This window comes from Maricaulis sp., assembly GCF_030149235.1.
Taxonomy (GTDB): Bacteria; Pseudomonadota; Alphaproteobacteria; order Caulobacterales; family Maricaulaceae; genus Maricaulis.
In genome coordinates, this window is the sequence record NZ_JASBRW010000045.1 from 1 (window position 1) to 16,688 (window position 16,688).

Sequence of the window (16,688 nt, forward strand, 5' to 3'; positions counted from 1 at the left end):
AAAGTCATCAGATTTCTTGTCAGCATTGGGCGATCGAGCTCTTTCCGCTTGCCGCTCAGCCGCGCGCCTTGATTGACACGCCTAGCCCCCATCCTTAAGTCAGCTCAAGGTTTCAAAGCAATGCCGGTGTCAGCTTTCGACGGTTTCGTGTTCGGAAGTTCCGCCCCCGGCCCAGACACAGTACGCAAAGCCCGAACTCCATGCTTTCCATAGTCCGCAAACTCTTCGGAACGGCCAATGATCGCACGGTGCGCCAGATGCGCCCGACGGTCGAAAAAATCAACGCGCTCGAGCCGGAGTTCGAAGCGCTCTCCGACGAGGCCCTGAAGGCGAAGACGGACGAGTTCCGCGAACGCCACAAGAATGGCGAAAGCCTGGACAAACTGTTGCCGGAAGCGTTTGCCGCCGTCCGTGAAGGCGCCAAGCGCGCCCTGGGCCTGCGCCCCTATGACGTCCAGCTGATGGGCGGCATGGTGCTGCACCAAGGCTCAATCGCAGAAATGAAGACCGGTGAGGGCAAGACCCTCGTGGCCACCTTGCCGAGCTATCTCAATGCGCTCGCGGGCAAGGGCGTGCATGTCGTCACCGTGAACGATTACCTCGCCAGCCGCGATGCGGAATGGATGGGCAAGGTCTTCACCCAGCTCGGCATGACCACGGGCGTTATCGTCCACGGCCAGACGGATCCGGAGCGCAAGGCGGCCTACGCCTGCGACGTGACCTACGGCACCAATAACGAGCTCGGCTTCGATTATCTGCGCGATAACATGAAGTACTCGCTGGACGAGATGGTCCAGCGCGGCCATGGCTTTGCCATCGTCGACGAGGTCGACTCCATCCTGGTCGATGAAGCGCGTACGCCGCTGATCATCTCCGGCCAGACGGAGGACAAGACCGAGTTCTACAAGACGATCAATGCGATCATGCCGGAACTCGATGAAGAGTGTTACGAGATTGACGAGAAGGCGCGTTCCATCCTCCTGACCGAGGAAGGCAATGAGAAGCTCGAACAGATCCTGCGCGAGCGCGAGCTGCTGGAGAGCGATAACGACCTTTATGACGTCGAGAACGTCATGGTCGTGCACCACTCCAACCAAGCGCTGAAGGCGCACAAACTCTTCCAGCGCGACAAGGATTACATCGTCAAGGACGGCGAAGTGATGCTGATCGACGAGTTCACCGGCCGTATGATGCCGGGCCGCCGCCTGTCGGAAGGCCTGCACCAGGCGATCGAGGCCAAGGAAGGCGTCGAAATCAAGCCGGAGAACCAGACGCTGGCGTCTGTCACCTTCCAGAACTATTTCCGGCTCTACGACAAGCTGGGCGGCATGACCGGCACGGCATCCACCGAGGCCGAGGAATTCCATTCGATCTATGGCCTGGGCGTGGTCGAGATTCCGACCAACAAGCCGATTGCACGGATCGATAATGAGGACGAGGTCTACCGTACCTATGCGGAGAAATACGCCGCCATTATCGACGACATCGTCGATTGCCAGGAACGCGGCCAGCCGGTCCTTGTCGGCACGGTGTCGATCGAAAAGTCCGAACAGCTCTCCCTGCTGCTGAGCGACAAGGCGGCCTTCCGCAAGACGCTGGGCCATCTCTATCCCAAGGACGAGAAAGCCCGCGAAGAGTTCGAGAAAACCGGCCGCCCCGATGCCCGCCTCCTCAACGAGATGATCAAGTTGCTGCCGATCGAGCACCAGGTCCTCAACGCCCGCTATCACGAGCAGGAAGCCGGGATCGTCGCCGAAGCCGGTGTGCCGGGCGCCGTGACCATCGCCACCAACATGGCCGGCCGTGGTACCGATATTCAGCTCGGCGGCAATGTCGACATGCGCGTCAACCAGTGGCTGGCGGAAATGGAAAATGTCGGCAAGACGCCGACCGAGGACGAGATCGCGGCCTATCGCGAGAAAGTCGCGGCCGATGTCGCCGAGAAGAAGCAGAAAGCGCTCGATGCCGGCGGTCTCTATGTCCTCGCCACCGAACGCCATGAAAGCCGCCGTATTGACAACCAGCTGCGTGGCCGTACCGGGCGCCAGGGTGATCCGGGCCGCTCGAAATTCTTCATCTCCGTGCAGGACGACCTCTTGCGCATCTTCGCACCGGAACGCCTTGACGGCATCATGAAGACGCTGGGTATGAAGGAAGGCGAAGCCATCCAGCACCCGTGGATGTCCAAGGCGCTGGAAACCTCACAGAAAAAGGTCGAGCAGCGCAATTTCGATATCCGCAAGAACGTCCTCAAATACGATGACGTGATGAATGATCAGCGCAAGGCGATCTTCGAACAGCGCATTGATTTCATGACCGCCGAAGACGTCTCCGATGTCATCAAGGACATGCGCCACACCACGATCGAGGACATTGTCGTCGCCCATATCCCGCCCAAGGCCTATGCCGACCAGTGGGACACCGAAGGCCTCACCACTGAGGTCAAGGACACGTTCGGGCTTGAGCTTCCCATCGCCGACTGGGCCCAGGAAGAAGGCATTGCCGACGAGGAAATCCGCGAGCGAATCATCGCCGAGACCGACAAGGTCTATGCCGAGAAAGCCGCCAGCGCCGGTCCTGAACTGATGCGCCGGATCGAGAAATCCATCCTGCTGCAGGCCATCGACATCAACTGGCGTGAGCACCTGCAGAACCTCGACGCCATGCGCTCGATGATCGGTCTGCGCTCCTACGCCCAGCGCAATCCGCTAAACGAGTTCAAGACCGAGGCCTTCTCGCTGTTTGAACGCCTGATGGACAATCTGCGTGCGGAAGTCACCCGTCAGCTTATGATGATCCGCTTCGAGCGCGCACCGGCGCCGCCGCCGCAACCGGCTCAGATCCAGGAAACCCATATCGATCCGCGCACCGGCCAGAATGAAATGGCCGGGCCGGACAGCGCTCCCGTGGCCCCGCGCGTCGCGCCGGTCCAGCGCCGCACCTCGGCGCCGGTCGACCCGACCCGTCCGGAAACCTGGGGCCGTGTCCAGCGCAACGCCCCCTGCCCGTGCGGTTCCGGCAAGAAGTACAAGCATTGTCACGGTGCCGTCGCCGGCGCCCCGACCACAGCGGGCGAATGAGCGAGGTCACGCTCAGACCCGCCATTCCGGGCGAGGAGAACTCGCTCTCAGACCTGTGCCTGAAATCCAAGGCCGTGTGGGGCTATGACGCCGACTTCCTGGAATCGGTTGCCCCGTATCTGCGCGTCACCACAGACGCCATCCGCGAAGGCCGCGTCAGCGTCGCCATGAGCGAAGATGGCGAGGTGCTCGGCGTCTGCCAGATCGAGCCCGGCAGCGACAAGGGCACGCTCGACCTTCTCTTCATCTCGCCCACGGCGATCGGCAAGGGCGTCGGCCAGCTCCTGTTCGAACACGCCAAGGACCTGCTCCGCGCCCGCGGCGAGAAGGTCATGACCATCCTCTCCGACCCTTATGCGGAAACCGCCTATCTGCACATGGGTGCGAAGAAGGTCGGGTCGCGACCATCGGAAGTGTTCAAGGGGCGTGAATTGCCCTGGCTCGAGGTTGAGCTTTAGCCCGACACAAGAACGGCCGGTCCCCGCACGGAACCGGCCGTCTGGTACGTCACGTCAAACTGGACGCTAGAAGTCAGTGATCGAGCTGACCGAGACGGAGTTGCCGATCGCGGCCGCCGTCGTCGATACATCACCCGCGATATCGCTGATCGTCGCATTCGCCACAGCGCCAGTATAGGCGTTGTTGAGCTGGCGCGAATTGATTTCGATATCCGCCGTAGCCGGCAGGGTCGAAACGCTCAGGGAGTTGGAGATCGCCGCGGTCGTGCTGGTCACATCACCAGCCACATCATCAACACCGATGTTGGAATAGGCACGCGGGTCGATATTCGTGGTCTGGACATTGTTCAGACGGGCCCAATTCTCGGCTTCGATCTCATAGGAAGCCGAATTGGCGATCGCGGCTGCGGTCAGGGAGACCTCACCGTTGACGTCCTCGATATGCCCGTTCAGCTCGGCCACCGCATCACCGCGGAAGAATTGCTGGTTGGACAGGTTGAGATCATCGCCACCCGCCGTCACAGACAGCGAGTTACCGATGGCCGCCGCAGTCGCGGAGACATCACCGGCAATATCATCGACCCCGACATTGAGATCAGCGTTGAAATTGCCGATTGCGCGCTGGTAGTTGGCGACCGAGTTGTAGCTCGAGGCCTCATTGACGACGACGCTGGCCGAGTTGCCGATCGCCGCCGCGGTTGCCGATACATCCCCGACCACATCGTCGATGTCACTGTTCAGCTCGGCATTGGAACCACGCGTGGTCAATTGCGCATTGCGGATAATCGCATCGCCGGTGATATCGGCGGAGAAGGAGTTATTGATCGCTGCCGCGGTCAACGACACGTCTCCATTGATATCCTCGATGTCCGAATTCAGCTGCGCCCGGGCCTGGGCCCAGTTCGCCTGGACATTATTGATCGTCTGATCCTGGGCAGCAGCCGGACCGGCGCTGGCAATGAGTGCAGCGCCCGTCAGCGCCAGAATTGCCAGAACGGATGCCCCGCCGGCCATGAGGGTTTTGCTCTTCATAAGATGGTCTCCTTCCAGAGCGTGAGTGCCGGACGGCCAATCCGCCGGCCCCTGGGAGGTCGCAAGCTGTGCTCCGCCAGAGCGGGACACGTCCTGTTAGGCTTAACAGCGTCCTAACAGGCTCTATCGAATTCAAAACAAATACGAATTTCACCCGTTAAAAAAACCCGGGCAGGAAATCGTTAAACGATTCAAATTTTGACGCGAAAATTAACCCAAAATTTGGGACAGAATAATTCATCCTGCCCCAGTCCGGCACGCGTCATGGTTTCCATTTCACTAACACGGCACCCTTGGCACACCCCCGCAGGCAAATGAAATAATTGATCTTTCAAGACGGGAATGAAATTATTCAATCTCGCCTGGGAGGCGACAAAATCATTAGAATTTTATTCAAATCGCACGCGTCCTGCGGGAATGTTTAATCCTCATTAAGGTTAACAACACATCCCCAACCCGCCTAACCGGCTGATTTTATTAAAATTGCAGATAAATGGGCCAACCCGGCCCGCCGGCATGGCCTCGCCGTTGCAGCTTGAAGGGCGAAACCGCCCAAACGCTGGAGCGCAAGATGAATATCCGACTTTATATATTAGGCAGCTGTGCCGGCCTCGCCCTCAATGCCGGAGCCGGGGCACAGACCGAGGGCACACCTCAGACCCAGCCCTATGGTCAAACCAGCACCGGATGGTCCCAGCCCTACCAGGCACCGGCTCGGGACGAGAATGGCAACCGGATTGTCATCAACGGTCAGCAGATCGGATCCGGCGCCGCCAATCCGGCCCGTCGAGGCGGAACCCTGGCCACGCAGAACGGCTCGACCCTGCCATCCAGATCGACACTGATGGGCCAGGGTTCGACCACAGCCGTCAGCATCGGCAACAGCGTCTCGATCGCCAACACCTTCGGCTCGACCATCATTATCAACCAGACCAATAACGCCGATCAGACCGTCAATGTGAACGGCACACCGGCAGACGGAGACGATTGATATGCGCAAGATCCTCCTGCCCGCTCTGTTCGCTGCGCTCCTGGCCGGCTGTGCCACGTCGCTGGACACGGCCGAAGTGGTCGAACACGTCACTCCATTGTCCGGCAGCCCGGTGATGGAAGCCCGCAGCGACTATACCGATGCGTTGCGTTGCCTGGCGGGGCATGCGCGATCACAACCCTATCCGGCGCCGCGGGTGGCTGTCGGCCATATCTCCGACCTCACCGGGGCGGAGGATTACCTGTCCGGCCGCCGGCTGACCCAGGGCGCCACGCTGATGGCGATCACGGCAACCTCGGAAGCGGGCATGCGCCTCGTCGAACGTTTCGACATGGGCGTGGTCCAGGTAGAGCTCGACTACGCCCAGAACGGTCTGTTGCGCGACGCACCGGACGTTTTGCGCACGGTCCAGCAGGGCCAGATGGAGGGCGCTGACCTCTACCTTGTCGGCGGAATTACCGAGTTCAATCCGAATATCCGCTCATCGGGTACCAATGCCTTTGCCAACACCACGGGGTCGACGGGCGGCGCGCTGGCTGTCGGCGGAAGCGACTATGTCGTGGATGTCGGTATCGATCTGCGATTGATCGATGTGCGCTCAACCGAAGTGATCGCGGTGCGCTCACTGCGCAAGCAGATCCGCGGGCGTGAGGTCGAGGCCGGGATTTACGCCTTCCTCGACGGCTCGGTCCTGGATATCGGCGGCGGCGAGCGGGCCCTGGAACCGGTTCAGACCGCGGTCCGGTCGATGATCGACCGGGCGGTATTCGAATTCATGGGCATGCTCTACGACCTGGAATCGGGCTCCTGCATGGATGGACGTGCTGCCCGTCCGCGCGTGCAGACCGCCCAGCGCACCACACCGCAACAGAGCGCACCGGCTGCAGATCAAGCCACCGCAGTGGCTGAAATTCCGCAAACCAGCCTGTCCGATGCCCAACTACCGCCGCCCAATGGCTATGCCTTGCATCTTGCCTCTCACCGTACGGTCTGGAACGTCAATCGCGACTGGCGTGAACTCAGAGCGACCTATGCCGACATTCTGGCCGGTCGCGATGGCCGCATTTCGCGCATCCAGTCCAGCGAGCAGGGTGAGATCTTTCAGCTCCTGGCGGGAAGCTGGCGCTCGGAAGCGGATGCGCGCAGCGTCTGCGAACAGATCCGCCAGCGCGGCGGCGCATGCCGCATCACAGCCTTTGAAGGCATGCCGGTGATGCGGGGCTAGAGACGCGATTTCGCGGTGGCCTGCTCCATGACCTCTGTCTAGCTTGCGCGCATTCCCAATCAGGACAAAGCCGATGGAATTTCTTCGCTGGACCGTCCGCCTCCATAAGTGGCTCGCGCGTCGGCGGGGCTAGCCCGCCTCAGCTTCAAGCCGTCCGATCGCCAGGAAACGCTCGCGGCGCTGCTGGCGCAGGGCGGCCGCGTCGAGACCGTCGAGATGGGCCAGCTGACGCTCGATCGCATCGCCGACATTATTCATCGACTCGTCGCGATGACGGTGGGCCCCGCCAATCGGTTCCGGGATGATGTGGTCGACGATCTTCAGCTCGATCAGGTCCTGGGCGGTGATCTTCATGGCTACGGCGGCATCCTTGGCCCGCGTGCTGTCCTTCCACAGGATGGAGGCACAGCCTTCCGGCGAGATCACGGAATAGATCGAGTGCTCGAGCATCATCACGGAATTGGCCGAGGCCAGGGCCACAGCCCCGCCAGAGCCACCCTCACCGGTGATCACGGAGACCAGCGGTGTACCCAACGACAGGCAACGCTCGGTGGAGCGGGCGATGGCTTCGGCCTGGCCGCGCTCTTCGGCGCCGAGACCGGGATAGGCCCCGGCCGTGTCGACAAAGGTCAGGACCGGCAAGCCGAATTTCTCAGCCAGATCCATCAGGCGGATCGCCTTGCGATAGCCTTCCGGGCGCGCCATGCCGAAATTGTGCTTCAGGCGGCTTTCCGTGTCATGGCCCTTCTCATGGCCCATCACCACCACGGCCCGGCCGCGGAAACGCCCCAGACCACCGACAATGGCATTGTCTTCGGAAAAGCGGCGATCCCCGCACAGCTCTTCGAAATCCTCGATCAGCGCCGCGCGGTAATCACGGAAGTGCGGCCGGTCGGGATGGCGCGCGACCAGCGTCTTGCGCCAGGGGTCGAGCTTGGAATACAGCGCCGCCAGCTGTTCGGCCGCCTTCTGGCGCAGCCTGGCGGTCTCGTCCGCCGTATCCGGGGCATCGCCGCCAGACAGGGTTTCCAGCTCTTCGATCTTGGCTTCCAGCTCGGCCAGCGGCCGTTCGAAATCGAGATAGGTACGGGTGGGATCAGACATGTCCTGATAAACGCCTATGGACATTAAAAAGTGAGGCCAAACTAACCAGAGCCGCTGGGTGTCACAAGTCCGCAATACGGTGAGGTGACAGCCTACTCCTCACGCGCGAGTGGATGAGCGGTTTCGACCAGGCTTTTCAGCCGCTCATCCAGGACGTGGGTATAGATCTGGGTGGTCGAGACATCGGCATGCCCGAGCAGGAGCTGGACACTGCGCAGATCGGCGCCGCGGGCCAGAAGATGCGTGGCAAAGGCATGACGCAGCACATGCGGCGAGACCTTGGCCGGATCAAGCCCGGCGGCCAGGGTCAACTCGCGCAGGATCTGGGCGAAACGCTCGCGGGTGAGATGGCCCTGCTTGGCAGTGCGAGAGGGGAAAAGGAACGCCTTCGTCTTGCCGGCCTTGATGGTGTCAGCCGGCAGGTGAGCGGCGCGAACACTCTCATAGGCGGCCACGGCATCCAGCGCCGCCTCGGTCAGAGGCACGACACGCTCGCGCCCGCCCTTGCCCGTGACGAAGATGCAGCGATCGGCGCGGGCAAAGGCCTTGAGCGGCAGGCTGACCAATTCGGATACCCTCAGCCCGCCGGCATAGAGCAGTTCCATCAGCGCACGGGTGCGCAAACCCGTCGCCCCCTCCATCGCCTGCGCCGCCGCAAACAGCGCATCGACATCGGCTTCGGACAGGACTTTGGGCAGGGACCGGCCGGCCTTGGGGCCGCGCAGGGGCACGGCGGGGTCTTCAGCGCACAGGCCTTCAGACAGCAGAAAGCGATAAAAACGTTTCATCGCCGACAGGCGCCTCGCGGCGGTCGCGGCGGACAGGCCATCGGCCCGCAATCCATCGAGCACGCCTTCCAGGTCGGCCGTGCCGGCCTGACGCAGCTCGACACCCGCCCCGGAAAGGCGAGCTGCAACATCGTCGAGATCCCGGCGATAGGCGTCGAGCGTGTTGGCGGCCGCACCACGCTCAGCCGCCATCATGTCGAGAAAGAGGGCGATATCCGACCGGGCCTGGCTCACCCGGCGGCACGCGCCACCAGTCGCTCAAGCAGCAGCTCGAGCATGGCCGCCCGAAGCCCCAGCGCATCCAGCGCCACGGTCGTGCGCACCAGCGTTTCCGCTGACGGGCCATCCTCACCGGCATTGAGCGCGGCCGCGGCCAGGAGCGCGGTTTCGGCTACTGCGCCGTCCTGCATGGCGGCTTCCATCGCCATCAGCTCGATCGGGACACCGGCCGTTTCACGCTGCAGCAGAAGCGGGCGTACGCCCGGCAGGGCCGGGGCGCCGAGCCGTTCGAGAGCCAGAATATCACCCAGCGCCTCAACGCCCTGGCCTTCCAGATAGGCCGCCAGCAGCGCTTCCATGGCCGGGCTGTCGACCGTATCGGCCGCAAGCGCCAGGGCCATATCTAGGATCACCAGCTGGGCGGCCGGCAGCGGTTGCCACGCAGCGTCCTCGACCACCGGTTCGGCAGCCGCCGGCGCGGCCGTCGTCTCTGCACCCGGCTTGTCTTCCAGGCCGGCGCTCATGAAATCACTCGCCGCCAGAGCAGGCATGGAGGCTTCCGGACGGGCCGGACCGCTCAACACGGCATCACGCCAGCGTCGGGCAATCCGCAGATCGCCATTGAGAATGGCCGCGAGGGCAAAACGATAGCCGTCGGCCAGCGTATCCTCGGTCATCGGCAAGGTCGCGACCTCGCCACCGAAACGGCGCATGGCACCGGGCAGGTCGTCCGCTTCCGCGGCATCATCAAGCAAGGCGGTCAGGGCGGCGGCGGCCAGAAGCCGGTCCTCACCCTGGGCCAGGACACTAATGAGCACATCGTGACGGCTCTGGCCGCTGAGCGTCTCGGCCCGGGCCAGATCGGCCGCCGGGGCCGCGGAATAGGAAAAATCACCGGCGCCGCGTTGCTCATGTATCTGCACCAGCCAATGCGGTGCGGCCTCGCCCGGTCGTACCCATTCGCCATCCGCCGTGCTGGGCGCAGCCAGAGCCAGGGCATAATTGAGCCCGTTCACCGGGGTCGGGAAATCGCCTTCAATCGTTTGCTCCAGCGTGATCGCATAGAGCAAGCGGTCAAACTCGGCATCGGGCTCTCGCGCCGCGGCGAGTTCCGCGCTGAGCTCTCCCGCGGCGGCCTGATCGTTGAACACGCTGCACACCGCCCGGGCTCGGAGCCAATAGGGCTGATCACGGCCTTCCAGGAGACCGTTCGCAGTGTCACAGGCACGCTGGGTTTCGCCCAGGGCAAAGCCAAGCTCGGCATGCATGCGGGCCAACCCGGCCTTGCGGTCGAGGCCTGGTGTCCGCTCCAGCAAATCAAAGGCGTCATGCGCCCCCCCAGCGGCCAAAAGGCGATCGGCGCGGCTCATGGCCAGCGCCTCGTCACCGCGGCCACCGTCCGGCGGATAACCGCCGGCAACCAGAACCAGGCGGGCGATCTCGCGGGTCGCCAATGAGGTGTAGCCACCACTCGCCCCATCGGGCAGACGGTCAAGCGCGGCCCGCGCCATGGCCGCGTCGCTGCCATCCCAGAGCGTGCGGGAAAACAGGCTGCCCTGAAGCCCGACCTCGAGCGGATCGAGGGCCTCCAGGCTCTGAACCTCGACACCGGCATCGGCCGGGGCCGGCGGCGCCAGGTCACTTTGCGCATGCGCGGCCGTGCCGGCGAGCAGCGCGGTCAGGCTAGCGCGGAAAATCATCTTCGAGCTCAACACGCACTTCCTCCCGGGTCGGCTCCATGCCATTGGCCATCATGACCAGGGCTCCGAACCCGGCTAGGCCGAGCAACGCCACCACGACGAAACCGATCAGAAATCCCCGCATCAACACACCCTTCAAGCTACTTCCATGCCCTGGCTTCACGCCCCGCCCACCCGCAACGGGTCCGGCGCCTCATGGCCAGCGACTGCAAACTCTGTTCCGGCCGAAGCCTAACCCTGATTGCGGCAATTTCCAGACGCTTTATACCAAGATTATGACTCGCGCTGTGGTGCTGGATAAAACAATTGCCCTTTTGGGGCTTATGGGAGTGGGAAAAACCACGGTCGGCCGCCGGCTTGCGGCTGTGCTGGCCGTCCCCTTCAAGGATGCCGATGAGGAGATCGAGCGGGCCGCCGGCCGCTCGGTGAGCGAGATTTTCGACGATTTCGGTGAAGCCGCGTTTCGTGAAGGCGAGCGCAAGGTGATCGCCCGCCTGCTCGACGGCCCGCCCATCGTGCTGGCTCTGGGTGGCGGCGCCTTCATGGATCCGACGACGCGTTCGCTGATCAAGGACAAGGCGCAATCGGTCTGGCTGCAGGCCGATATCAAAACCTTGGTCAACCGCGTCTCACGCCGTGACACCCGCCCGCTCCTGCGCGATTCCGATCCGGCCGAGGTTCTTGCAACCCTGCTGGAAAAACGGGCCTCGGCCTATGCGGAAGCCGATCTGCATGTCAATGCGGCCGCCGGCTCGCACGAGACAACGTTGAACCATATCCTCGATGCCCTGGAAGGCGGTCGCTAGGCAATGACGCAAACCGTAACCATTGATCTGGGCGCACGCAGCTATGACGTCGTCATCGGCGCCGACGCGCAGGAAGCCGCGCTCGATACGCTCGCCGCCCTGCTGCCGCGCAAGCGGGCCTTCGTGGTCACCGATGAAACTGTGGCACCGCTGCACCTGGCCAGTCTCGCGGCCCGGCTGGAAAGCCGTGGCATCGCCATCGAGCCGATGATCGTGCCGGCGGGTGAGCGCGCCAAGACGCTCGATGTGGTGATGGGCATGGTCGACCGCCTGCTTGAGGCGAAGATCGAGCGCTCTGAACCCGTTATCGCCCTGGGTGGCGGTGTGGTTGGCGACATGGCCGGCTTTGCTGCGGCAATCACCAAGCGCGGCACCAAATTCGTCCAGATCCCGACCACGCTTCTGGCCCAGGTCGACAGTTCCGTCGGCGGCAAGACCGGGATCAATACCCGCCAGGGCAAGAACCTCGTCGGCGCCTTCCACCAGCCCGACCTCGTCATTGCCGACACCGCCTATCTGGCGACCCTGCCCGAGCGCGAAGTGCGCGCCGGCTATGCGGAAATCGTAAAGGCGGCGCTGATCGGCGATGCGGCGATGTTCGACCGGCTAGAGGCTCGCGGCGCATCCGCCCTCGATCCAGACAATCTCACCGCTTCGATCGCAGATGCGGTGCGCTTCAAGGCCGCCATCGTTGCTGAAGACGAGCGTGAAGCCGGCCGCCGTGCCCTGCTCAATCTCGGCCACACCTTTGGCCACGCCTTCGAAGCCGACGCCCCGCCCGGCGTCTTGCGCCATGGCGAAGCGGTGGCCGCCGGGATTGGCCTCGCCTTCGATTACTCTGCCCGGCTGGGCCATTGCAGCGCGGACGAGGCCCGGCGCGTGCGCGAGCATCTCCGCCTCACCGGCCTGCCGGACGGGCCGAAAACCCTGGCACATACCGAGTGGGATGCCGCTTCGCTGGTCGAGCGCATGCGCGGCGACAAGAAAAATTCCGGCGGCAAGATCACACTGATCCTCGCGCGCGGCATCGGAAACGCCTACATTGAGACGGCGACGCAGGAAGACGATCTGCGCGAGTTTATGGAGACTTCGCTCAAATGAGCTTCGATTGGAGCCTGATCGGCCCCGCCCTCATGATCCTTGGCCTGTTGTGCCTGTCAGCCTTCTTCTCCGGTTCGGAGACCTCGCTGACCGCAACCTCCAAAGCCCGCATGCTACAGCTGGAACGCGACGAGCGGACGAAACACGCCGCCGGCCGGGTCAGCCGTCTGATCTCCAACGGGGAAAGCCTGCTGGGCGCGATCCTGCTCGGCAATAACCTGGTCAATATCGCCGCCTCGATGATCGTCGGACAATTGTTCGAACGCATGTTCGGCGGCAATGCCATCCTGTGGGCGACGCTGGTCATGACCTTCCTGGTCCTGGTCTTTGCCGAGGTCCTGCCCAAGACCTATGCCCTGTCCAATCCGGACCGTTTCGCCCTCGCCGTGTCGCGGCCGATCTCCATCATCGTGCGCTTTTTCGGCCCGATCGTCGCCGGGGTGCAATTCATCGTCCGCGGTGTGGTGCGCCTGTTCGGTCTCAAGGTGGAAGGCCCGGTCCTGTCCGCCCATGACGAGCTGCGGGGCGCCATCGCCCTGCACCATGAGGAAGGCGGGGTGGTCAAGGATGACCGAGACATGCTCGGCGGCGTGCTCGACCTGCGCGACCTGACCGTCGACGACATCATGGTGCACCGCAAATCCATCATCCTGCTCGACGCCAACAAGCCGGCCGCCGAGATTGTCTCCGACGCGCTGCACTCGCCGCATACCCGGCTGCCGCTCTACAAGGACGATACCGAGAATATTGTCGGCATTCTACACGTGCGTGACCTCGCCCGGGCGCTGCACGACGCCGATGGCGACGCCTCCAAGGTGGATATCGAAGCCCTGCGCCGCGATGCCTGGTTTGTGCCGGAAACCACCGAAGTGCTAGACCAGCTCAACGCCTTCCGCGAGAAGCGCGAACACTTTGCCCTCGTTGTCGACGAGTATGGTGCCCTGATGGGGCTGGTAACGCTCGAGGACATCCTCGAAGAGATCGTCGGGGCCATCGAGGACGAACATGATGTCACTGTTGAGGGCATCCAGCAGGAAGCCGATGGCATCTGGATTGTCGACGGCGCGCTGCCGATCCGCGATCTCAACCGCGCGCTCGACTGGGACCTGCCGGATGAAGAGGCCGTGACCGTGGCCGGCCTGGTCATCCACGAAGCCCAGACCATTCCTGAACAAGGGCAGGTTTTCCGCTTCCATGGCGTGCGCTTTGAAGTAGTTGACCGCCTCCGCAACCAGATTATCAGCCTGCGGGTCAGCCCGAGCCCTGATTGATCGCCTATTCGGCGACCCCGTCCTCGACCTCGTCGCGTGCCAGCGCCGTGCAGACACCGCGCTCTGTCTCGCCGCGCACGCCACCCGCGGCGTCGCGGCCGTCTACGATGAGATCACCGAAACTGTCGGCAAAGGCCGAAGCGAGATCTTCGCCGTCCGAGGTGACACCGAAATCGCCGCGCAGAAGGGTGAAAGCCCCCCCGCCGGAAGCAAGGTGGTTCTGGGCATTCCACTGCATGGCCGCGATCTGCTCTCCCTCCAGGTCCAACAGCTCACCCTCCACCGCCAGGGCGCCGACGCCCACCGGAATGCGAGGATTGAGCGGGCCCGGCACAAAGACACCGATCACGCTTGAGGCCCCGGCCGCGGCCGCATTGGTCGGGCGGAAACCGGTAATCGTCATGTCGAGGCGGTGGGTTGCCGCGGATGGGTCACTGGTCACGGTGACGCCACCTCGGGCCAGACGCCGGCACATCGTGCCGGTGAGGCGGTCGACGACTCGAGCAAAACGTTCCTCATCCAGCCCACTGCCATCAACCACGCCATCGGCGACTGCGGCACGGTCCATATAGACCGCGCGAATAGCGCCCAACCCCTCTTCATTACCAAACTCGCGCACCGGCATCAGGCGGCGCTCGGCATCCTGCAGCTGGTCATAGCGGCTGAGCGTTTCCTGGCCGGCCAGATTGGCAGCGCAGGCAGAGACGCCGACAACAAGACAGGTGGTCAGGGCAAGACGGGCAAGGCGACGCATGAAACTCTCCGCTCAGATCTGTGTTGCCGCGAAAGCTAGGGCGCCGGCGCGGCTGTTCAATCAGGGATAGCCGGTCAGGGCGTATCCAGCTTCAGCGCCAGGGCGTGGACCGGACCGGCCAGCTCATCGGCCAGCACCTCATTGACCAGACGGTGGCGCGCCACCCGGTTCAACCCGTCAAAACGCGCCGAGGTCAGGGTCACGGTGAAATGGCTCTCCCCGCCTTCCGGCGCCCCGGCATGACCGGAGTGGAGATGACTGTCATCACTGATCTCCAGCAAAGCCGGTGCAAACGCCTCGCGCAATTTCGCCTCGATACGGGATTTCACCGCTGCCATAATTTCACTCCTTTTCGCACCGGCTTCATTGCCGCTTTACATACCCGCGCCCATACTTGGGCATTATGGCCGATGCCTTCCACTATAAACCGCGTTTTCGCGACATCCGGATCAAGCCGCCCAAGGACGAGCCGGCTCCGGAGGAGCGCGTGTGCGAATGGCCCGGCTGTTCCAAGCATGGCAATAGCCGTGCCCCGAAAGGCCGCGACCAGCTCGATGATTTCTACTGGTTCTGCCAATCACATGCGGGCGAATACAACAAGTCCTGGAACTTCTTTGAAGGCATGAGCGAAAGCGCCGCGCAGTCCTACCGGGAAAGCGCCGCCTATGGGCATCGTCCGACCTGGGGCTGGCGCAATACGCACGGACCATCGGCGAAGGCCGCACGAGCCGCAAAGGATTTCGGCGAGGGCTTCGAGGACACCTACAACCTGTTCGGCGACAAGCGGCAGTCCACACCGGAAGCGCCGCGGGAAAAGAGCCTGGGACGCTTGCAGACCAAGGCGCTGGAAACGATGAGCCTCGACCCGGATGTCGATCCCTCTACAGTGCGCAAGCGCTATGCCGAACTGGTCAAGCAATTCCACCCCGATGCCAATGGCGGTGACCGCTCCTCGGAAGAACAGCTCGGCCGCGTTATCGCCGCCTATCAGATCCTGAAGAATGCCGGGATGGCCTAGCGACGCTGGGCCACGCCCCTCCCCTGCGACAACACACCCGGTCACTGCATGCGGGTCATGGTCTTCCCCCGCTCGCGCGCCATGTTATAGATCGAAAAACATATTCGGCGCCCGGCCCACGGGCGCGCCTCCTCAGAAGACCGGTTTCCCATGAGCGATAATTTCCCGCTGAACGCCCCCGACGCCATTGCCGACACCCAGGCCCTGTTCGGGTTCGACGCCGGTTTCGAAGTGATGATGTTCTCCCAGCCGGATGAGCACACGCCGAAAATCGACCCGGATTACGTCTTCGACCCGGCCACCACCCGGGCGATTCTGGCCGGCTTTGCCCGCAATCGCCGGGTCATGATCCAGGGCTATCACGGCACCGGTAAATCGACCCATGTCGAACAGGTCGCCGCCCGCCTCAACTGGCCCATGGTGCGCGTCAATCTCGACAGTCACGTCTCGCGTATCGACATGGTCGGCAAGGACGCCATCGTGCTGAAGGATGGCAAGCAGGTCACCGAATTCCAGGAAGGCATCCTGCCCTGGGCCCTGCAGCGCCCGATCGCGCTCCTGTTCGATGAATATGATGCCGGCCGTCCGGATGTGATGTTCGTGATCCAGCGCGTGCTGGAAGCCTCCGGCTCGCTGACACTGCTGGACCAGACCAAGGTCATCCGTCCGCATCCCTATTTCCGCCTCTTCGCCACAACCAACACGATTGGCCTCGGCGATACGACGGGCCTCTATCACGGTACGCAGCAGATCAACCAGGGCCAGATGGACCGCTGGTCGATTGTGTCGACGCTGAACTACCTGCCGTTCGAGACCGAGAACCAGATCGTGCTCGCGAAGATGAAGAAGCTCGCCTCCAGTGATGAGGGCACCGCCACCGTGGCCAATATGGTCAAGGTCGCCGACCTCACCCGCGAAGCCTTCATCAATGGCGATATCTCCACCGTGATGAGCCCGCGGACCGTGCTGACCTGGGCGGAGAACTACGAAATCTTCGACGATCTCGGCCACGCCTTCCGCCTCACCTTCCTCAACAAGTGTGACGAGCCGGAACGCCCGACCATCGCCGAGATGTATCAGCGCGTCTTCGGTGTCGACCTGGTCGAAGCCCCGGTGAAGCCGGCGGCTGTGGCTTAGTCCC

The 16,688-nt window shown here is 63.1% G+C and carries 16 protein-coding genes; 9 read left to right on the forward strand and 7 right to left on the reverse strand.

The features are described from left to right. Positions 1-200 precede the first annotated feature (200 nt). Both secA and Q1V51_RS06760 read left to right on the forward strand, forming a co-directional pair. The gene (gene secA, locus Q1V51_RS06755) at positions 201-3,080 is read left to right on the forward strand and encodes a preprotein translocase subunit SecA (RefSeq protein WP_300554464.1); all 2,880 of its coding nucleotides are present in this window, start codon (positions 201-203) and stop codon (positions 3,078-3,080) included. Then, positions 3,077-3,538: a GNAT family N-acetyltransferase gene (locus tag Q1V51_RS06760; protein WP_300554466.1), complete on the forward strand. Its 462-nt coding sequence runs from the start codon at positions 3,077-3,079 to the stop codon at positions 3,536-3,538. The genes secA and Q1V51_RS06760 overlap by 4 nt, the downstream gene beginning before the upstream one ends. A 66-nt stretch (positions 3,539-3,604) precedes the next feature. Here Q1V51_RS06760 and Q1V51_RS06765 read toward each other — a convergent pair whose 3' ends face one another. Then, positions 3,605-4,570 (reverse strand): hypothetical protein, encoded by a 966-nt coding sequence (locus Q1V51_RS06765; protein WP_300554468.1) that lies wholly within the window; start codon positions 4,568-4,570, stop codon positions 3,605-3,607. A gap of 571 nt (positions 4,571-5,141) precedes the next feature. Here Q1V51_RS06765 and Q1V51_RS06770 point away from each other — a divergent pair. Beyond that, entirely contained in the window at positions 5,142-5,561 is a 420-nt protein-coding gene (locus tag Q1V51_RS06770) for a hypothetical protein (protein ID WP_300554469.1), read from the forward strand. A 1-nt stretch (position 5,562) separates the two neighbouring features. After that, entirely contained in the window at positions 5,563-6,786 is a 1,224-nt protein-coding gene (locus Q1V51_RS06775; RefSeq protein WP_300554471.1) for a CsgG/HfaB family protein, read from the forward strand. Between the two features lie 129 nt (positions 6,787-6,915). Here the strand turns inward: Q1V51_RS06775 and Q1V51_RS06780 are convergent, their stop codons facing one another. The 4 genes from Q1V51_RS06780 to Q1V51_RS06795 all read right to left on the reverse strand — a co-directional run bounded on the left by Q1V51_RS06780 (position 6,916) and on the right by Q1V51_RS06795 (position 10,721). Then, on the reverse strand, positions 6,916-7,890 hold the full coding sequence (locus Q1V51_RS06780; protein ID WP_300554473.1) for an acetyl-CoA carboxylase carboxyltransferase subunit alpha: 975 nt from the start codon (positions 7,888-7,890) through the stop codon (positions 6,916-6,918). A 92-nt stretch (positions 7,891-7,982) separates the two neighbouring features. After that, complete coding sequence (locus Q1V51_RS06785) at positions 7,983-8,912, reverse strand: site-specific tyrosine recombinase XerD (protein WP_300554475.1); 930 nt, start codon at positions 8,910-8,912, stop codon at positions 7,983-7,985. After that, entirely contained in the window at positions 8,909-10,597 is a 1,689-nt protein-coding gene (locus Q1V51_RS06790; protein WP_300554477.1) for a hypothetical protein, read from the reverse strand. Before Q1V51_RS06790 ends, Q1V51_RS06785 begins: the two co-directional genes overlap by 4 nt. Further along, positions 10,581-10,721 carry a hypothetical protein gene (locus Q1V51_RS06795; RefSeq protein WP_300554479.1) on the reverse strand — a complete coding sequence of 47 codons (141 nt, stop codon included), beginning with the start codon at positions 10,719-10,721 and terminating at the stop codon, positions 10,581-10,583. The genes Q1V51_RS06790 and Q1V51_RS06795 overlap by 17 nt, the downstream gene beginning before the upstream one ends. Positions 10,722-10,872: 151 nt before the next feature. On the opposite strand from Q1V51_RS06795, the gene Q1V51_RS06800 reads away from it, so the two are divergent. Genes Q1V51_RS06800 through Q1V51_RS06810 form a run of 3 tightly spaced genes read left to right on the forward strand, consistent with a single transcriptional unit; the run spans position 10,873 to position 13,775 of the window. Next, a complete protein-coding gene (locus Q1V51_RS06800) occupies positions 10,873-11,403 on the forward strand; it encodes a shikimate kinase (protein ID WP_300554480.1) in 531 nt (176 codons plus the stop codon). Between the two features lie 3 nt (positions 11,404-11,406). Further along, the gene (gene aroB, locus Q1V51_RS06805) at positions 11,407-12,504 is read left to right on the forward strand and encodes a 3-dehydroquinate synthase (protein ID WP_300554481.1); all 1,098 of its coding nucleotides are present in this window, start codon (positions 11,407-11,409) and stop codon (positions 12,502-12,504) included. Further along, complete coding sequence (locus tag Q1V51_RS06810; protein WP_300554482.1) at positions 12,501-13,775, forward strand: HlyC/CorC family transporter; 1,275 nt, start codon at positions 12,501-12,503, stop codon at positions 13,773-13,775. Before aroB ends, Q1V51_RS06810 begins: the two co-directional genes overlap by 4 nt. A gap of 4 nt (positions 13,776-13,779) precedes the next feature. Here Q1V51_RS06810 and Q1V51_RS06815 read toward each other — a convergent pair whose 3' ends face one another. Further along, positions 13,780-14,529, reverse strand: coding sequence for a DUF3313 family protein (locus Q1V51_RS06815; protein WP_300554483.1), 750 nt, complete (start codon positions 14,527-14,529; stop codon positions 13,780-13,782). Between the two features lie 74 nt (positions 14,530-14,603). Next, positions 14,604-14,867 (reverse strand): BolA family protein, encoded by a 264-nt coding sequence (locus Q1V51_RS06820; protein WP_300554484.1) that lies wholly within the window; start codon positions 14,865-14,867, stop codon positions 14,604-14,606. 65 nt (positions 14,868-14,932) lie between these two features. On the opposite strand from Q1V51_RS06820, the gene Q1V51_RS06825 reads away from it, so the two are divergent. Next, positions 14,933-15,547 carry a J domain-containing protein gene (locus Q1V51_RS06825; protein WP_300554485.1) on the forward strand — a complete coding sequence of 205 codons (615 nt, stop codon included), beginning with the start codon at positions 14,933-14,935 and terminating at the stop codon, positions 15,545-15,547. 150 nt (positions 15,548-15,697) lie between these two features. After that, complete coding sequence (gene cobS / locus Q1V51_RS06830) at positions 15,698-16,684, forward strand: cobaltochelatase subunit CobS (protein WP_300554486.1); 987 nt, start codon at positions 15,698-15,700, stop codon at positions 16,682-16,684. Positions 16,685-16,688 lie beyond the last annotated feature (4 nt).

Coding starts and splice junctions, on each gene's coding strand:
- cobS (WP_300554486.1), top strand. CDS start 15,698: ATGAGCGATAATTTCCCGCTGAACGCCCCCGACGCCATTGCCGACACC.
- Q1V51_RS06815 (WP_300554483.1), bottom strand. CDS start 14,529: ATGCGTCGCCTTGCCCGTCTTGCCCTGACCACCTGTCTTGTTGTCGGC.
- Q1V51_RS06770 (WP_300554469.1), top strand. CDS start 5,142: ATGAATATCCGACTTTATATATTAGGCAGCTGTGCCGGCCTCGCCCTC.
- Q1V51_RS06780 (WP_300554473.1), bottom strand. CDS start 7,890: ATGTCTGATCCCACCCGTACCTATCTCGATTTCGAACGGCCGCTGGCC.
- Q1V51_RS06810 (WP_300554482.1), top strand. CDS start 12,501: ATGAGCTTCGATTGGAGCCTGATCGGCCCCGCCCTCATGATCCTTGGC.
- Q1V51_RS06795 (WP_300554479.1), bottom strand. CDS start 10,721: ATGCGGGGATTTCTGATCGGTTTCGTCGTGGTGGCGTTGCTCGGCCTA.
- Q1V51_RS06765 (WP_300554468.1), bottom strand. CDS start 4,570: ATGAAGAGCAAAACCCTCATGGCCGGCGGGGCATCCGTTCTGGCAATT.
- Q1V51_RS06800 (WP_300554480.1), top strand. CDS start 10,873: ATGACTCGCGCTGTGGTGCTGGATAAAACAATTGCCCTTTTGGGGCTT.
- Q1V51_RS06775 (WP_300554471.1), top strand. CDS start 5,563: ATGCGCAAGATCCTCCTGCCCGCTCTGTTCGCTGCGCTCCTGGCCGGC.
- Q1V51_RS06825 (WP_300554485.1), top strand. CDS start 14,933: ATGGCCGATGCCTTCCACTATAAACCGCGTTTTCGCGACATCCGGATC.
- aroB (WP_300554481.1), top strand. CDS start 11,407: ATGACGCAAACCGTAACCATTGATCTGGGCGCACGCAGCTATGACGTC.
- secA (WP_300554464.1), top strand. CDS start 201: ATGCTTTCCATAGTCCGCAAACTCTTCGGAACGGCCAATGATCGCACG.
- Q1V51_RS06760 (WP_300554466.1), top strand. CDS start 3,077: ATGAGCGAGGTCACGCTCAGACCCGCCATTCCGGGCGAGGAGAACTCG.
- Q1V51_RS06790 (WP_300554477.1), bottom strand. CDS start 10,597: ATGATTTTCCGCGCTAGCCTGACCGCGCTGCTCGCCGGCACGGCCGCG.
- Q1V51_RS06820 (WP_300554484.1), bottom strand. CDS start 14,867: ATGGCAGCGGTGAAATCCCGTATCGAGGCGAAATTGCGCGAGGCGTTT.